The sequence below is a fragment of the Thermostichus sp. OS-CIW-33 genome (assembly GCF_054059615.1).
The window spans coordinates 1-15,821 of the sequence record NZ_JBSSCH010000012.1 but is presented as its reverse complement, the minus strand read 5'-3'; the positions used below and the strand labels follow the sequence as shown (position 1 = coordinate 15,821).

The following is a 15,821-nucleotide window of genomic DNA, read 5'->3' as shown; positions in this document are numbered from 1 at the left end:
CTTTGAATGGCTACTGCCACCCAAACAGCCTTGGCCGCTCTCAACAACAGCCTCCATGGCAGGTATGCTCTGCTTACCTAGGACGACCGGATCCATCTGGAGCTCATGCACAGGATGATCACCAGCATCTTGGAGATCGACCTGACCCAAACCGTCCGGTATTATCTTGACCACAGGGATCCCCCCCCTTATCGCCTGGATCCTGGGCCGTGATCAAGCGCTCCAGACCTGTTGAAACCTCATATTGTTCAGGGTCAGGCCCCATTGGGATCCAACGCTGCCACAGATCCGAGGCTTTGTAGCTACAGAGTTTGAGGACTCGATAAACTTATGAGGTCGAAGCTCAACGGCTGGAACCGGTAGGATTGACTTATCTTTGGCCGGTGTCCTGTTAGGAATGGATCATGGCGCTTTACGACTGCGACTTTTATGCCTGGACGCAAGAGCAAGCCGCACTGCTGAGATCGGGGCAGTGGGATCGATTGGATATTCCCAACTTGGTGGAGGAGATTGAGACTTTGGGCAGGCAAGAACGCCGCGAATTGGTGAATCGGCTAGGGATCCTGGTGGGCCATCTGCTAAAGTGGCAGTTTCAGCCTCAACAACGAAGCAAAAGTAGGATAGCCACAATTATCGAACAGCGGCAAGAGGTGCAGGAGTTAATTGCGGATAATCCCAGCCTTAAATCTTATCTGGTTGAAGCAATGAATAAAGCTTATCAAAAGGGCATACTGCTGGTGGTTAAAGAAACGCCCCTATCTCTAGATGACCTGCCTGACCGGTGTCCCTACACGTTAGATCAGGTGATGGATCCCGACTTTTACCCCGAGCAGGAGAGCCCCCAGTGAGGATCTCGTCTTTCCCTCATGGCGTATCTCCCTCTTTCAGTTGGGCGTTTTCATAGTTAACATTCCACCTAGGCAAATGACAATTTCGCTGTGGCCAATTGACGGTCTGAGCTGATGCGGTTGTCAGATGCTCTCTTCAAAATAATCACTATCAATCTTCTTTACCGGATACAATGAAACTGTAGATACGCCAACGTCGTGCTCAATCATTAGATTTGTTAGTTGTTCGCCGTCAATCAAAACAATCTTACTGCCGATCTGCGAAACGTAGCTGCTAGCGTCTTCAGTAAACCTGGAGGTAGTGATAAAAATACCCTTGTTTGCTCTTTGAGCCTGTAAAGCACCCACAAACTGCATGACATCAGGACGACCTACCGGATTGCTATCCCAACGCTTTGCCTGAATATACACAACATCAAGACCGAGTTTGTCCTCTTTTATGATCCCATCAATTCCACCATCGCCACTCTTGCCAATTGCTTTGCCCGCATCTGCTCGTGAACCTCCATAGCCCATTTTGACCAGCAGTTCCACAACAACCTTTTCGAAGAAGGCGGGCGATACTTTCTTTAGCTTGGCAAGCAATTCGTCAGCCAGTTTGTCACGGAGACTTTCATATGCAGCTTCTAACTGCTCTAATGGTGTCGCTGCCGAAGTCTCTGATAAAGCTTTTTGTTTGCTTGCCTTGTTGCTGCTTCTTGTGTCTTTGGGCCCCTCAAATTCTCGGAATTCAGGATATTGCCTGAGTAACTCTACATTGATGGTTTTGGGCTGTTTTTCAAGAAGATCTCTTCCGCGGTCAGTAATTTGGTAGAATCCTCTGCGCGTTGTTTCCAGCAGCCCTGCCTTTTTCATATAAGTTGCAGCCCAGCCGACGCGATTGACAAAGGTTGGCTGTACACCGCTCGGCAGCATCTCCCTGAGATCGTCCTCTGTGAGGCCCAGTTCCTTTGCCAGAACTTCAACAGCTTCGCTGGTTGATATTTCGGTTTCTTTACGTGCTGCAAACTGGAGAAGTGGCAACATCAAGCTCTGATAATCGGGAACGGCCATTTGTAGAACCGATGTGAAGACAGGGATCCCAAACCGAAGTAGGTTCCACCCATAACTTTACGCCAACCCTCTGCTGCAAGCCAGTTAGGGTATCCGCCAGGCCGGGAAGCCTCTGAAAAAAGTTTGACGTGGATGGCTCAGGCGTGATTTGAACACGCGACCAAGGGCTTATGAGTCCCCTGCTCTACCGCTGAGCTACTGAGCCAGGACAGCGCTTAACTAGAATAGCACTCTTGGGCCGGAACTGCGCCTCAGAAAATCCCCTCAGCCCCCTCTCGGGAGAGAAGCCCCAGACAAGGCAATGCCTATCGGCAGGCCAGGGCAGCTTCGTAAACCCGTCGGTTGGCCGCGAGAGACTTCTCCAAATCCACCAGTGGGCGAGGGTAGTCCACCCCCAATCGGACTCCAAATTGCTTCTGCTCGGCAGCAGTGAGGCGATAGGGCTCGTGGATTTTATCCCCCGGGATCCCGGCCAATTCCGGCAACCAGTGGCGCAGATAGTCTCCTTTGGGATCGTACTCGCGAGATTGTTTGGGGATGTGGAAGTAGCGGAAGCCACGGGCATCATTCCCTACGCCGGCGGTGTAGTTCCAATTGCCGTAGTTGCTGGCCACGTCGTAGTCGATGAGCAACGACTCAAACCACTCAGCGCCCATGCGCCAGTCGATGCCCAGGTTCTTGGTCAAAAAGCTGGCCACATTCTGCCGTCCCCGGTTGGACATAAATCCGGTAGCCGCCAGCTCCCGCATGTTGGCATCCACCAAGGGGTAGCCCGTCTCACCCCGACACCAAGCCTGAAAGCGCGGCCAATCCTGCTGCCAAGGGATGGGGATCCCTTGGATCCCAGAAGGACGGAACAGTTTGGCGCCGTGCTTGGCCAAGATAAACCGAAAATAATCCCGCCACAGCAGCTCAAACACCAGCCAGTAGGTGGACTCATTGCGCACCCGCTCCTGCTCGTAACGCTTGACCTCGGCATAGACGGTGCGGGCCGAGATACAGCCCAGGGCCAACCAAGCAGAAAGCCGGGAGCTATCGTCGGGATCCAACATGCCGTTGCGGGTTTCTTTGTAGATGCGCAGCCGATCCAGATCCCAAAAGTAGGTTTGCAGGCGGGCATGGGCAGCAGTGCTGCCGCCAAGGTAGGTGAAGCGGGCCCGTGGATCCCCGGCAGGTGGGGATAGCCCCAGCGAGGCCAAAGTAGGCAGAGGGCCGGGATCCAAACCCGATGGCAGGGGGGGGATCGAGGGAATGGGCAAGGGATCCCGGATGGGAGTGCTTTCCTCGACTTGCTTTCGAAAGCGGGTGAACAGCTCCGGCAGTTGCGAGAGACAAAAGGGGAGATCCTCAGGGTGATAGAGGGTATGGCCCCAATCAACCTGCAGCCGGATCCCCAGAGACCGCAAAGCCCGCTCAACAGCAGCCGTCACCTCCTTCTCCTCGGTGCCCACCTCTTCATGGGCATAGACCGCCTCGACCCCCCACTCCTGTGCCAAGGTGGGGATCACCTGTTCCGGCTGTCCCTGGCGGATCACCAAATCCGAGCCGCGCGACCGCAACTGCTGCCGCAAATCCGCCAAACTCTCCAGCAAAAACTGACCGCGGAAAGGGCCGGTTCTGGGGCGGAGCCCAAGGGAAGTCTCGCCGAACTGGCGGGGATCCAAGCAATACAAGGGGATCAAAGGGGATCCCTGTTGGCAGGCCCGCGTCAGCGGCTGGTGATCCAGCAGGCGCAAGTCGGTGCGAAACCACAGCAGGACGGTCATTCTGCAGCTACCCTACACGGATCCCGCGGACTCAGACTTGGACACCCGAGCCCCAGCTGGACGCCCCAGCTCAGGGCTGGGAACAAAATGAGGCACATCGGCAGCCGGGATGTGAACAGGGGCCTTGGTGCGCGGATGATAGGTTTGCCGGGCGGGACGATGGCGCAGCGAGAACGTGCCAAAGCGAGCCAGCCGCACGGATCCCCCCTGGGCCAGGCATTGGCTAATGCTGTCCAGCATAGCCTCCAGAGCAGCAGCAGCCATTTCCACGGTCAGGCCATCCACCTGCGCGGCCATCTGGCGGGCCAGCAAACGGCGAGTCAAATGAGGAGGAGAAGCCACCAACCGACCCTCTAGACAACAGAACACAGACAGGGGCTTAGAGCACCTCCAGTTCACTCTCGAAAAACCAATGTCGAGAGCGATCGGGAAACTCCAGAATGTAGCCGACACCGCTGCCATCGACCACACGCCGTGCCAGCACCACAGCCTCTTTGCCCACCAGAGCGCTGAGGTTTTCTTGTCCGCGATCCTGGACAGAGCGAACTTTGACCTTATTTCCAACCTTGATCGCCATAAAACCGCGAAGAGACTTACCACTCAAGATGGTACGGCAAAAGTCCCCTTGCCGAGCTCCTGCCGCACCTCTGCTGGGGTTGACCCCGATGGGATTGCTAGAATGGGGTCAGAGTGCCGTGCCCCAGGGAAGACTGCCTCCGTGATTGCCCTTTCCCTCAAACCCGCCCACTGCTCCTGGAGCGTTATCAGCTTTCCCTCCACCCTCTACACTCAGCCTGTCCTCGATCTCTTGATCTCAAAAGTCCCTCCTGCCTGGAGAGCGGAAATACGTTTGGGCCTACAGGAAGCAATCATCAATGCCGTCCGCCACGGCAACGGCCTCGACCCCAACAAGAAGGTGATCATCGAGTACGCCAGCTCGGAGCCCTTTTACCAATGGCTGGTGCGAGATCAAGGGCCCGGCTTTTGTCCCCAAGAGAAGCTCCACCGATGCCAACATAACATCTTGGAAACCGAAGAGTCGGGCCGAGGAATGCTGCTGCTCACCCAAATCTTCGACTTTGTGGAGTGGAATGAAACAGGCAACCAGGTCTACCTGGCCAAATACATCCACGCCAACTGTCGGGATCCCTGGATAGTCTGACCCTCAATGCCACTCCCAAAACAGCTTGCCCATTTGGGTAATCTGGCAGCCCCGATCGGGGTAGGGAGCTTCAGAAACCGCTAGGGCTGTGGTGGCGAAGGCAAAGCGCGTGGATGACCAGCGGGATCCCTTAGCGCTCCGCGCCGCTGACGCGACCGGGTCGGGCAGCTCGCTTTCCAAGAGCAACCCCAGGGATCCATAGCCATAGCCCAAATTGCGGTGGGGCAGGGAAGCCACCAACTTGCGCCAGGCGCGATTTGCACTCAAGGGGGGATCCGCGAGGGCCGTCTCCAGAGCCCCCAAAGAAGAGGCCAGGTAGGAATAGCCTTTGCGGTCGGCGTGATACACCTGCGCCGGCAACGGGATCCCTGGCAGCGTTTGGGGGAGAGCCTCTGCCGCCTGCAATGACGCGGATCCTCCCTTCCCGCTGACTTCCAGCGGCTCGCCTGCCAACACAGGGATCTCCGGTCGATGGATAGAGCGGTAAGGACTCCGTCCCGCTGTCGCCACCGGCGGGGGTTCTGACGGCAAGGACTCCGTCTCCCCCGCAGGAGTGGTCGGTTGGGCCCAGGCAGTGGCGGTGCCGCGCTTCGTTGCCAGAGAGATTACCTGCCAGCCTTGGGCGCGTGCCCGCTCATCCAAGTCGAAATAAGGACTCCGTCCCGCTGTCGCGACCGACTCATCCGGCAGCTTACCGACCCACAGCCAGGCTGGATCCCCGTCGCCGGGCAAAAGGGCAAAGGCAAACTCTCCCCGTTCCGGCAACAGACGCTGCCAGTCCAGCGCCACCTGAGATTGCAAGCGCTGCCGCCACTGGCCGGGATCCACCCGCAATCCCAGGGGATTTAGGGGCTGGATCTGCCCCAGGCTCTGCCAAACTGAGACCAGATTCTCTCCGGAAATCAGCGCCAAGGTTTTATCCGGCAGATGTTGAAGGATCTGCGGGCGAAAGGCTTCTGCCGCCGGCAAGGAGAAGCCAGCGGGCGCATGCCAGAGGGCAGCACTTTCGGCCACCAAGCCGCGGAAGTTTACCCCCAACCCCAGCCCTACCGCCTGCAACGTCAGCCCATCTGAAGAAACCGCCTCTGGATTTTGCCAGAAGGCCCAACCCACATGCGCCTCCCGCAAGGGCTGGATGACCTGCTGAAACAGAGGCTGAGCCACCAGAGACAACTGCGGCAACTGCCAAGCATCGATTGCAGCCCGAATGGCAGCAGACTGCTCCGCCAACAACACGTATTGCTCGCCGAAAACGGCTGCCGAGAACCCCTGCAGGCCCGGAATCGGGCTAGACACCACCTGAATGCCCTTGTAAGTGTCCACCTGCACCGGCCTCCCGGCCAAGCTCTGCCGTTCCCACAATAGGTTCAGCTCAAACTGAGAGAGCGCCGCATCCCGCGTTTCCAGGGCAACCAAGGTGCCCCACTCCGGCAAACTGGCCAAGAGGGTGCTCCTCCCCAGCCAGGGCCGCACCTCCCGCTCAAAATCAAGGGATCCCCCGGCCAGCATGGATCCCAGCCAGCCTGGGCCTTCGGGGGAGAAAAACTTTCGCCATTGCTGACGGGTAGCGCGTCGCTGAGGGGCAGGGGTTGCCGCTTGCCAAAACGCTTGCACCTCGTCCAGGGGAACAGCCAACACCAGCAGCGCTTGCGCAGAGCTGGGGGCAAAGCCCACAATGGGCGGCAGCTCCGGGTGGGCCAGCAACAAAGCCACCGGACTGCGGGTGAGCAGCCATACGACAACCCACACCACCATGGCGGCCAGAAGACCCAACCCGATTAGGATCCCGCGCAAGAGTTGCCGTCGTCCCATATCTCAATCTCTGCACCGAGGGAGACATGGCGCGGACACCCAGGCCCTACTGCTCTGCACTGCTGGCATGAACAGGCCTAGTGAAGAAGCGCTGCCCTCAGTCCTGCATGATAAAACCTTACCATGGAACAGAGGCTAACCCTGGTGTGCCAGCTGGAGCCCACCGCTGAGCAGGCGGCCAAGTTTAGAGGCACCCCACAAGCCTTTGTGATCCGCACCACCATTCCAAACCAACGTGCAGATCAGCCCTGCCTTGACCAGCCCGGCAGCTATCTAGGCCCATCCGAAAGTCAAACCCATGTCAGAGTTTCAACTGGTTTCTCCCTATCAACCCACCGGAGATCAACCTAAGGCAATTGCCGGCTTGGTGAAGTCGATTTCAGAAGGCCATCGTTTTCAAACCTTGCTGGGAGCAACCGGAACCGGCAAAACGTTTACCATCGCCCATACCATTCAGCAGGTGGGCAGGCCCACCTTAGTGATGGCCCACAATAAGACTTTGGCAGCACAACTGTGCAATGAGCTGCGGGAGCTTTTTCCTCACAATGCCGTTGAATACTTCATCAGCTATTACGACTACTATCAACCGGAAGCCTATGTTCCCAGCACCGATACATACATTGCCAAATCTTCTTCCATCAACGATGAAATCGATATGTTGCGGCACTCGGCTACCCGCTCTTTGTTTGAACGGCGAGATGTGATTGTGGTGGCCTCGGTGAGCTGCATCTATGGTCTGGGCATGCCAGAGGAGTACCTGAAGGCTTCCATCCCCTTCAAAGTCGGCCAGGAGATTAACCAACGGGATGTCCTGCGGGATCTGGCCAGCATCCAGTACGAGCGCAATGACCTGGAGCTGGTGCGGGGGCGATTTCGCCTCAAAGGAGATGTGCTGGAAATTGTGCCGGCGTATGAGGATCGGGTAATTCGCATCGAATTTTTTGGGGATGAGATCGAGGCCATTCGCTTAATCGACCCGGTTACAGGCGAGATTTTGAACAGCCTCAGCGCCCTCAGAGTTTATCCTGCTCGGCACTTTGTGACGCCGGAAGCACAACTGGAGCGGGCAATCCTCAACATCGAGCAAGAACTGGAAGAGCAACTGGCCCTCTTTCGCAAAGAAGGCAAGCTCCTGGAAGCCCAACGGCTGGAACAGCGCACCCGCTACGACCTAGAAATGCTGCGAGAGGTGGGCTATTGCAACGGGATCGAAAACTACTCTAGACATTTAACGGGACGCAAAGCAGGAGAGCCCCCCGCCTGCTTGGTGGATTATTTCAAGGCCGACGATTGGCTGCTGGTGGTGGATGAATCCCACGTGACCGTGCCCCAAATTCGCGGCATGTATAATGGCGACCGTGCCCGCAAGCAGGTGCTGGTGGATCACGGTTTTCGCCTGCCCAGCGCCCTCGACAATCGCCCCCTCAAAGCCGAAGAATTTTGGGCCAAGGTTCATCAGTGTATCTTTGTTTCGGCTACCCCCGGCAACTGGGAACTGGAGCAGAGCGAGGCCCAATTTGAAACCCGGGTGGAAGATGGCAAGACCTTGAAGTTTTATGTGCAGGGCAGCGGTCGGGTTGTCGAACAGGTGATTCGGCCCACTGGGGTGGTGGATCCCGAGGTGCATGTGCGCCCTACGGCTGGGCAAGTGGACGATTTGCTGGGAGAAATTTACTTGCGATTGGAACGCTCTCAGCAGGGATCTGCCGAACGGGTGATCGTGACCACCCTCACCAAACGGATGGCAGAGGACCTCACGGAATATCTCCAGGAGCGAGGGATCCGAGTTCGCTATTTGCATTCCGAGATCACCTCGATTGAGCGAATTGAAATCTTACAAGATTTTCGAGAAGGGGCCTTTGACGTGTTGGTGGGGGTCAACTTGCTGCGGGAAGGGTTGGACTTGCCAGAAGTTTCTTTGGTGGCCATTTTGGATGCCGACAAAGAAGGGTTTTTGCGAGCAGAGCGCTCCCTGATTCAGATGATCGGGCGGGCAGCGCGGAATGTCCGTGGAACGGTGGTGATGTACGCCGACACCATGACCAGCAGCATGGCCCGGGCCATTGCCGAAACCCAGCGTCGCCGCGAAATTCAATTGCAATACAACCGCCAACACAACATCACGCCCAAGCCCATCGTCAAGAAAAACAGCAATGCCATCTTGTCTTTTTTGGCCATCTCCCGCAAACTTAACGACCCAGATCTGGAAAAAGCCTTTCAAGCTGCGCAAGAGATCCCTCTCTCCGAGATTCCGGAGCTGATCGGCCAACTGGAACTGAAGATGAAAGAGGCCGCCAAAAACCTAGAATTTGAGGAAGCCGCCGAGCTGCGAGATAGAATCAAAAAGCTGCGTCAACGCCTTCTGGGCCATTCTCAGGGCACCTAAAATCCTTGCTCAGATCGGCCAAAATTGAGGTCGGCTTGTGCCACCATGAGCTTGCGGGGCAGCACCAGGGATCCCCAATTGATCGATAGGCGTTCGTACCAAACCGGCCATGCAGGACTCCGTCCCACTTAAGCGAGCAGCTCTTTGGGTTGGGCTGACGGTGGGGATAGGTCTCTGGCTCACCCCTGCCGTCGCCTCTGCCTCCTCAGGGATCCCCTTGGCTCAAGCCCTTGAATTTCGGGATCCCAACTTTTTCCTGGCCGATCCCCGACCCACACCGGCTGAAGCGCCAACTCCTGAGGGATCCCCTGCTCCGGCTCCCAGCCCAGTCGGGATCCCTTTGACCGGCCAAGAGGGCACAGAAGTGCTGGTCGGGAACATACCGGTGTTCCGCCTGCAGACGGCAGACTACCCCAGCGATGTGCGGGCCGACAACGTTCGGGCGATCATCGAGCGCTTTCTCGAAGAAGGGCAGTTGCCACAGCCAGAGGTACGGGTAGCCCAGGATGCCAATGGGCAATACATCTTACGCCTGGGGGAAAGAGGCCGCTTTGAGGCCACCCAACGGTATTTGTTTACCGTCACCTATGCCGATGCAGCCGCAGAGCGCAGGGTGGCACCGGGTCAGGTGAACCTGAATGACGTGCGTCTGGTGGCTAACAGTTGGGCGCGGCGGTTGGAGCAAGCGATTGCCGATTACCGCGAAGATCTGCTGGCTCTGCAGCGGGCCCAGGATCCGCGCGTGCTGGTTCTGACCCTTTTGGCAGGGATCGCCACCCTGGTGGTGGGGTTCTTCCTCTGGCGGCTGTTCGACCGCAGCTTAACCCGTCTGCAAGGCTGGTTGGAGCTTAAGGCCGGAGAGACCTGGGGCACCTGGATCGATGTGGGTGGGATGCTGCTGCGGGGCGTGGGGGTGATCCTCATCGCCGGCATCTCGCTGGATCGCGGTATCAGCTTCATACCTGCCCTGCGACCTTTTCAGCGCTCCTTTTACCTGGGCCTGGGTCGTGTGGTTGCCACGGCTCTGGGCGTTCTCACCCAGCCTCTGCCCAACTCCAGCGTTTCGATTGCCAGCTTGCTGGTCTTCCTCGTCCTCTCCATCTTGGTTTTCACCGGCGCCCACTACGTCAGTGTTGGCTTCAAGCAGCGCTTTTTGGCACGCCTAGGGCTGGATCTGGGCACCCAAGAGTCTTCGGCGGCCATCTTCAAGTACATCCTGACCCTGTTCGGCATCCTTCTGGTCTTGCCCTTCAGCGGTCTTAATTTGGGCTCCTTGGCGGTTATTGCCGGGGCGGTGGGTTTGGGGATCGGCTTTGGTTTGCAAAACCTCTCCAACAACTACATCAGCTACATTGCCATTTTGCTGGAGCGCCCCATCCAAATCGGGGATCTGGTGGAAGTGGACAACTTGCTCGGCACGGTGGAGCGCATTGGGCCACGGGCCACCGTCTTGCGCACCCTGGATCGCATTTTTGTGATCGTGCCCAACTCCCGCTTTACCGAATCGAAGGTGGTGAACTGGAGCTACCGGGATCCCCGCTGTCGCATCCACATTCCGGTCGGCGTGGCCTACGGCTCCGATACGGCCCTGGTCACCGAAGCTCTGCTCAGCGCAGCCAAAGAAAATGCTCGGGTGTTGAGCAGCCCTGCCCCCCAAGTCTGGCTCAAGTCCTTTGGCCCTTCTGCACTTAACTTTGAGCTGCTGGTGTGGATCAACCGTCCTCAAGATCAGTTTGTCTTGATCAGCGAGCTAAACTTCCTGATCGAGGCTGAGTTTCGGCGACGTGGGATCCGCATCCCCTTCCCGCAACAAGATATTCACATCCGCAGCCTAGAGGGATTTGCCCCCCTCAGTCAAAACGGTGGATCCCCTCCTTTGCCCGATGCCGACTCCATTCACTCTGCCCTCAAAGAAGCAGCACAATCGCCGGAAGACCAAAATGGTGTTTCCTAAGCTATTGCCTGCCATTGACACCCTATCGACACCATGTTGCAGCGGTTAGATGAGGTACTGGGAAGCTTTGGCAGCCATCCCCGTTGGGCTGAACTGAAGCAAATGCAAACCCTGCGGCAGCTCTGGCCCGAACTCGTCGGAGAGGCCGTAGCCGCCCAAACCTATCCTCTCAGCCTGCGCCGACAGGTGCTGCAGGTGGCCACCTCTACCCCGGCCTGGGCACAAAACTTAACCTTGCAACGCCAGATCATTCTCAGGAAACTCAACAGCCGGCTACAATCTCCCCTCAGCGATATCCGCTTCAGCTCTGGTGCCTGGCACAAGGGATCCAGCCCGGCTGCCCCCCATCCTGATGCGGAGCTGACCAGCAAGTTTTATGGCGCTCCCCGCCTAGCAGACCAAGATGGACAACGCCCTGGATCCTGTCGCAGCCCCAATCCAAAACAGCCCACCTCCGACCCGAAAGTGGCTTTCGAGCGCTGGGCCAGAGTGGTGAAGCAACAACAAACCCAGGAGAACCTGTTCCCTTGCCCCGCCTGCCGCTGTCCTACCCCTGCCGCCGAATTGGAGCGTTGGTTTGTCTGCGGGTTCTGCCATCGACAATCCTTACGCCCGCGCGGCCACAGTTGTTCCGGTTAACCCAAAAATCAATCGTTCATAGCCCGATAGGTGGCCACCGAAGACGGCGATACACGGTTTAGATAGCGAAAGATCCAATACTTAAAAAGCGTATCTAGGAAAACCGGAAAAGTAGCAATAAAGCCGTAGATAAAATCGCGGTTCTCCGGTAACCCCAAATGGGCAGCCAAATTACCCAGCAGCACCTCCCAACCGTGGGGAGAGTGATAACCGACAAACACATCGGTAAAGAGAATAATAATGAAAGCCTTGGCACTATCGCTGAGGCCGTAGATCAGACGATCCAAAAAAGACTTGAGGACTTCGATTTCCTCACGCCCAATAAAGATAAGCCAGCCAAACACCAGCAGCGAAAGCAAATCAGCAAGGATATTCTTCAAGCCTTCCGAGTTCCTACGGCTATATTTTTTCAGCAGTTCCTCTGCCTTCATGGACAGTTGATCTGCTGATTCCAGATCCCACTCTGGAGATTGATGGTGCAAAGCTCGCTCAAATTCTATTCTTTCCTTGAAAAACTCGAACTCTGACAGGGCTTTTTCTTGGAATTCGTGGCTTAGAGCCACAATGGCAGGCTCCCGTTGTTGGAAGTGATCCACCAATGGCCCAAACAGAAAGTTTTTCGAGAGGATCTGGGTGAGCAGAGGCAAAACGGCCAACAACAACAGAAAACGAATCGATACCAGTGTGCGAGTGCGAGCCTCCCGATACTCTTGGATCAGTTCCTCCTCGGCCTGGGAACTCAGCTCACGGCGGATTTGGCTGGCCGTGCGCAGAATAGAACGGGGCAGAATCGCAGCTTTGGAAGCGACCGGGGCAGCGCCATTGCCGGAGCCTGCCTTGACAGAGACATTAGAAGAACTGGGTTCAGTTGAGGTAGGTTGTTCTGGCGGTTCGAGAGGCTCAGGTGAAGTGGAAATTGAAGCAGAGACAGGTTGGGATTTTCTGGTCGGGCGTTTGTATCGAGAAGTCACCTGATCGATAAACTGCAGTTTCTCCAAGATGGAAAGATCTCGTCTTTGGCGACCATTCTCAGGGTTTTCGCCGTTGCTTTCAGGAGCATCGACCTCAGCGGCATGGCGTTCTTGATCTTTATCTTGGGCAGAAACAGGGCCGCTGCCATTTTGCTCGGGATCCGGCAGGCGAGAAAAGGCGCTGCTGGCTCTGAACTCTGCCAAACGCAGATCGATCTGGCGCAGCTGCCGGCGCAGTTGAATTTGAAAGTAGCGGCTGACATTCTGGCCATGTTGCCCGTTGCTGCCGATGGATCCTCCCTGGAAGTATTGATCCTCGATGGCTTTAATGCGCAGGGCAGCCTCATAAGCTTGGTCAAGGGAGCGCAGGGGGGTATTCGAGATCCATTGGCCCAGCCTGCTCAATACGGATTCTCCCATTGCTCGTTCCCGTGGCACTCCCCATGGGGGCCGATCCACACGTTACAGTGATCCGATTGACTAATTATTGTAACGAGTCCTAGGTGCCTAGGCGGGAACCCCAACGGTGGAGAAGTACTTGCAGAGACTGGCCCTGCCTCGACAGAAGTACAGACCGGCACCTTTGGGTCAGAGCAAACTTCAGTATCCCTTAAAGCGCTTGAGGGCAAAGCCACAGATCTGCAGCAGCCGCAGCCCCTCTCGCACATGGTGAATGTTGGAGCGACCATAGGTTCTGGGGAAATAGCGCACGGGGATATCCAGGATCTTCAGGGTGCGCTTGGCGGATCCCAGCAACAGGTCAAAATCTCCAAACGGGTCGAAATCCCCCCACTCTTGGCACAGCTTGGCAATCTGCTGGTAATCCTCCCGCCACAGGGCCTTGGTGCCACAGAGGGAATCTTTGATGCGGATGCCGAGAATGTAGGAGAGGAGAGCGGCAAAAAAACGATTGGCCCATTGGTTTAGCCGAGGCATTGCCTCTGGTTTCAGGGGATAGATAAGGCGACAACCATTGGCAAAATCACATCGCCCGGAAGCCACAGCCCGGAAAAACTTGGGCAGGTCCTCTGCCTGTACGGTCAAATCGGCATCGAGGATGATCAACACATCCCCTGTAGCGGCGGCTAGCCCCTTGCGCACCGCATCCCCCTTGCCCTTGCCCTCCTGCCGTAGAGCCCGGATATTGCGGATCCCTTGGTATTCCGCCTGTACCCGCTGGATCTCGGCCCAAGTTCCGTCGCTGGAATGCCCCTCCACAAAAATGATCTCGGTGCGGGATCCCATCTCGGGCAAATGTTCCACGCAGCGGCGGATGTTGCCCGCTTCATTCCGAGCCGGAATCACCACGGTGCAGGAAGGCTGCTGCTCAGGGGGGGGATCCCAGGCAGGGTCGGGCTGCAGGCGAGCGATCGTGTACTCTGTCAGGCAGAGGGCGTTGATCCCGGGCAATGGGGCAATCACCCGGTTGATCACAGTCGAAAGGAACGGGATCCGCCGCGGCAACAACAGCCGCTTGCCCTGCTGAATGACCTCGTATCCTGCCAAGTGCAGCAGGTTGGCCACATCGGCTGCCGATAACCAGTTGGCTGCCGGCAGAGGCATCCGTTGCTTCAGAGCGGTTGCCAAGCCCAGAATCGGCTCCCAGAGCGGGTTGTGGTGGGAGAGGATCAGGCGGGTGCGTGGGGTACAGAAGCGGCGCAACTGCTGGAGAACCTGCTGGATGTCGGCCAGGTAGCCCAGGGTATTGACGAGCAAGATCACATCAAAAGGCTCCGCCAAGACGGGATCCCCTTTGTCCAGCGTGTGGGCATCTTGCACCCGGAAATGGAGATGGGGAAACTCTGCCTGAGCTTGGGCAACAATGTCCGCATCCCGGTCGATCCCCACCCCGAAGCTGGGCTGCAAGGCATTGAGCAGGGATCCCGTGCCGGAACCAATCTCCAAGATGCGCAAACCGGCAGGGACAAAAAAGCGATGCAGCCGCTCCAGATCCTCGTGGTAGTAGCGGTTTTTTTGCCGCCAGTAATACAAGGGGTGGGTCAACGCTGGCAAGGGATCCCTGGAGTATCGCTGGATAGTCTTCGATCATAAGGTGTGATCGTTTGCAACAACAGCTTCAAGCACCTTAGATCTCAATCTGTTGGTCACCCAACCCAGCTGGATCCCCGACAACAGGGGCGAAGCCCTCCAGCGATTGCGTACCGCAGCCACATCTTGCCACCCCAGTCTCTCCCCACCCAGCGATAGCAGTACAGGGAAAAGGGAAGCATTGGCGGGCAAGTGCCAACGAGCGGGGATCTCAGCGACGACGCACTTTATCCCTTTGGCTGACAAAGATGATGGCGCCAAAGAGAGCCCCCAGCACAACTGCACCAGCCACCAAGCTCCAGAGGAAGTTAGCAAGTGAGGGAGTCATAAAAGCGTTTCCTCCTCGTGCAAATAACCATTGCCCAACGGCTTTTCGATTATACCGAGCCCTGTCACCCTTCCAAAGCCTGCCTTTGTCCCTGCCGGGCGCTGTCATTTGGTAGTTTGGTATTCCAGGGGCACCTCCTCTAGGGTTTGGCTCTTGCCGGCAAAGGGGTTATCCGGCGTTAAGAACAGCATACAGTGACATTCCTTTCGCTCCCGCATGGGTACACAGGGGCAATTCCAATAGCCTGCTTTTGCTTCTGCCTCTTTGTCTTCATAAAAACGACAGGGACACAGCGGGGCGCCCAATTGCTCTTTGTGCAGAGCCAAGCCTTCGATCACCGCCGTCGTAATTGATGGATCCGAGCAGAAAAAGGTCTCGGAGCGTTTGGCGTAGGTTTCTGCGAAATGCCGCATCAACTCAAAGCTCTTCTGTGAGGACTTTTTGTAACCACGACTTTCCATGACGATTCCCAAAAGTGGAACTAACCGGCTGTTGCTAGCAATGGGGTTCACAGCTTTTTCCGACGACGCCTCCCGAAGCCAGTACAGACGTGTAGGGGGCCGGGATTCTATTAACTCCACAGACCTCCCACAACGTCGAGAAAAGCTGTATCTCGCTCTTCGTTGTACAGCAGACCTCTAGGCAGGACAAAAGATTATGCCCTTGCTGTTACACAAGGCAACATCTAGGGGCCGTAGCAAGAGCCAGCCTTGGCGTACTCTACAGAATACCTTGACATCCTCCCCGGCCTTTAGGCTGGAGATTCCTACCACGCTGCGCATGGATGGCTCCTTGCGCAGTCGTCTCGGCGGGTTCCTGCTTCCGACCGCCCGTGCAGTTCGATCCACAGGCC

The 15,821-nt window shown here is 56.8% G+C and carries 15 protein-coding genes and 1 tRNA gene; 5 read left to right on the top strand and 11 right to left on the bottom strand.

Annotated elements, in window-relative coordinates; all coding sequences use genetic code 11:
• Nucleotides 1-404: 404 nt before the first annotated feature.
• On the top strand, nucleotides 405-848 hold the full coding sequence (locus ACVWZG_RS09815) for a DUF29 domain-containing protein (protein ID WP_457406785.1): 444 nt from the start codon (nucleotides 405-407) through the stop codon (nucleotides 846-848).
• Between the two features lie 123 nt (nucleotides 849-971).
• Here ACVWZG_RS09815 and ACVWZG_RS09810 read toward each other — a convergent pair whose 3' ends face one another.
• The 5 genes from ACVWZG_RS09810 to petP all read right to left on the bottom strand — a co-directional run bounded on the left by ACVWZG_RS09810 (nucleotide 972) and on the right by petP (nucleotide 4,244).
• Complete coding sequence (locus tag ACVWZG_RS09810) at nucleotides 972-1,901, bottom strand: restriction endonuclease (protein WP_011432440.1); 930 nt, start codon at nucleotides 1,899-1,901, stop codon at nucleotides 972-974.
• A 133-nt stretch (nucleotides 1,902-2,034) separates the two neighbouring features.
• Nucleotides 2,035-2,106: transfer RNA gene (locus ACVWZG_RS09805), tRNA-Met, on the bottom strand.
• A gap of 100 nt (nucleotides 2,107-2,206) precedes the next feature.
• Complete coding sequence (locus tag ACVWZG_RS09800; protein WP_457406783.1) at nucleotides 2,207-3,667, bottom strand: DASH family cryptochrome; 1,461 nt, start codon at nucleotides 3,665-3,667, stop codon at nucleotides 2,207-2,209.
• Nucleotides 3,668-3,679: 12 nt separating this feature from the next.
• On the bottom strand, nucleotides 3,680-4,009 hold the full coding sequence (locus ACVWZG_RS09795) for an HU family DNA-binding protein (RefSeq protein WP_457406781.1): 330 nt from the start codon (nucleotides 4,007-4,009) through the stop codon (nucleotides 3,680-3,682).
• A 37-nt stretch (nucleotides 4,010-4,046) separates the two neighbouring features.
• Nucleotides 4,047-4,244 carry a cytochrome b6f subunit PetP gene (petP, locus tag ACVWZG_RS09790; RefSeq protein ID WP_041436278.1) on the bottom strand — a complete coding sequence of 66 codons (198 nt, stop codon included), beginning with the start codon at nucleotides 4,242-4,244 and terminating at the stop codon, nucleotides 4,047-4,049.
• Nucleotides 4,245-4,385: 141 nt separating this feature from the next.
• On the opposite strand from petP, the gene ACVWZG_RS09785 reads away from it, so the two are divergent.
• Nucleotides 4,386-4,829, top strand: coding sequence for an ATP-binding protein (locus tag ACVWZG_RS09785; protein WP_011432443.1), 444 nt, complete (start codon nucleotides 4,386-4,388; stop codon nucleotides 4,827-4,829).
• A gap of 3 nt (nucleotides 4,830-4,832) precedes the next feature.
• On the opposite strand, the gene ACVWZG_RS09780 is transcribed toward ACVWZG_RS09785, so the two are convergent.
• On the bottom strand, nucleotides 4,833-6,641 hold the full coding sequence (locus ACVWZG_RS09780; RefSeq protein ID WP_457406778.1) for a DUF3352 domain-containing protein: 1,809 nt from the start codon (nucleotides 6,639-6,641) through the stop codon (nucleotides 4,833-4,835).
• A gap of 298 nt (nucleotides 6,642-6,939) precedes the next feature.
• Between ACVWZG_RS09780 and uvrB the strand changes: the two genes are divergently transcribed.
• Entirely contained in the window at nucleotides 6,940-9,027 is a 2,088-nt protein-coding gene (gene uvrB, locus ACVWZG_RS09775) for an excinuclease ABC subunit UvrB (protein WP_457406776.1), read from the top strand.
• On the opposite strand, the gene ACVWZG_RS09770 is transcribed toward uvrB, so the two are convergent.
• The gene (locus ACVWZG_RS09770; protein ID WP_414343450.1) at nucleotides 9,024-9,155 is read right to left on the bottom strand and encodes a hypothetical protein; all 132 of its coding nucleotides are present in this window, start codon (nucleotides 9,153-9,155) and stop codon (nucleotides 9,024-9,026) included. The genes uvrB and ACVWZG_RS09770 overlap by 4 nt on opposite strands.
• Between ACVWZG_RS09770 and ACVWZG_RS09765 the strand changes: the two genes are divergently transcribed.
• Nucleotides 9,137-10,981, top strand: a complete 1,845-nt coding sequence (locus tag ACVWZG_RS09765) for a mechanosensitive ion channel family protein (protein WP_457406773.1) — start codon at nucleotides 9,137-9,139, stop codon at nucleotides 10,979-10,981. The two genes, ACVWZG_RS09770 and ACVWZG_RS09765, sit on opposite strands and share 19 nt — an antisense overlap.
• Before the next feature lie 33 nt (nucleotides 10,982-11,014).
• On the top strand, nucleotides 11,015-11,620 hold the full coding sequence (locus ACVWZG_RS09760) for a DUF721 domain-containing protein (protein ID WP_414351773.1): 606 nt from the start codon (nucleotides 11,015-11,017) through the stop codon (nucleotides 11,618-11,620).
• An 8-nt stretch (nucleotides 11,621-11,628) separates the two neighbouring features.
• On the opposite strand, the gene pxcA is transcribed toward ACVWZG_RS09760, so the two are convergent.
• The 4 genes from pxcA to ACVWZG_RS09740 form a co-directional block, all read right to left on the bottom strand.
• The gene (pxcA, locus tag ACVWZG_RS09755; RefSeq protein WP_457395589.1) at nucleotides 11,629-13,011 is read right to left on the bottom strand and encodes a proton extrusion protein PcxA; all 1,383 of its coding nucleotides are present in this window, start codon (nucleotides 13,009-13,011) and stop codon (nucleotides 11,629-11,631) included.
• Between the two features lie 180 nt (nucleotides 13,012-13,191).
• The gene (locus tag ACVWZG_RS09750; RefSeq protein WP_414398428.1) at nucleotides 13,192-14,595 is read right to left on the bottom strand and encodes a glycosyltransferase; all 1,404 of its coding nucleotides are present in this window, start codon (nucleotides 14,593-14,595) and stop codon (nucleotides 13,192-13,194) included.
• 256 nt (nucleotides 14,596-14,851) lie between these two features.
• A complete protein-coding gene (locus ACVWZG_RS09745) occupies nucleotides 14,852-14,968 on the bottom strand; it encodes a photosystem II reaction center X protein (RefSeq protein ID WP_011432450.1) in 117 nt (38 codons plus the stop codon).
• Between the two features lie 104 nt (nucleotides 14,969-15,072).
• Nucleotides 15,073-15,429, bottom strand: coding sequence for a ferredoxin-thioredoxin reductase catalytic domain-containing protein (locus ACVWZG_RS09740; RefSeq protein ID WP_011432451.1), 357 nt, complete (start codon nucleotides 15,427-15,429; stop codon nucleotides 15,073-15,075).
• Nucleotides 15,430-15,821 lie beyond the last annotated feature (392 nt).

Bases quoted from the DNA above. Each gene is read 5' to 3' on its own strand.
- ACVWZG_RS09815 (WP_457406785.1), top strand. From the start codon at position 405: ATGGCGCTTTACGACTGCGACTTTTATGCCTGGACGCAAGAGCAAGCC.
- ACVWZG_RS09810 (WP_011432440.1), bottom strand. From the start codon at position 1,901: ATGGCCGTTCCCGATTATCAGAGCTTGATGTTGCCACTTCTCCAGTTT.
- ACVWZG_RS09800 (WP_457406783.1), bottom strand. From the start codon at position 3,667: ATGACCGTCCTGCTGTGGTTTCGCACCGACTTGCGCCTGCTGGATCAC.
- petP (WP_041436278.1), bottom strand. From the start codon at position 4,244: ATGGCGATCAAGGTTGGAAATAAGGTCAAAGTTCGCTCTGTCCAGGAT.
- ACVWZG_RS09780 (WP_457406778.1), bottom strand. From the start codon at position 6,641: ATGGGACGACGGCAACTCTTGCGCGGGATCCTAATCGGGTTGGGTCTT.
- uvrB (WP_457406776.1), top strand. From the start codon at position 6,940: ATGTCAGAGTTTCAACTGGTTTCTCCCTATCAACCCACCGGAGATCAA.
- ACVWZG_RS09765 (WP_457406773.1), top strand. From the start codon at position 9,137: ATGCAGGACTCCGTCCCACTTAAGCGAGCAGCTCTTTGGGTTGGGCTG.
- ACVWZG_RS09760 (WP_414351773.1), top strand. From the start codon at position 11,015: ATGTTGCAGCGGTTAGATGAGGTACTGGGAAGCTTTGGCAGCCATCCC.
- pxcA (WP_457395589.1), bottom strand. From the start codon at position 13,011: ATGGGAGAATCCGTATTGAGCAGGCTGGGCCAATGGATCTCGAATACC.
- ACVWZG_RS09745 (WP_011432450.1), bottom strand. From the start codon at position 14,968: ATGACTCCCTCACTTGCTAACTTCCTCTGGAGCTTGGTGGCTGGTGCA.
- ACVWZG_RS09740 (WP_011432451.1), bottom strand. From the start codon at position 15,429: ATGGAAAGTCGTGGTTACAAAAAGTCCTCACAGAAGAGCTTTGAGTTG.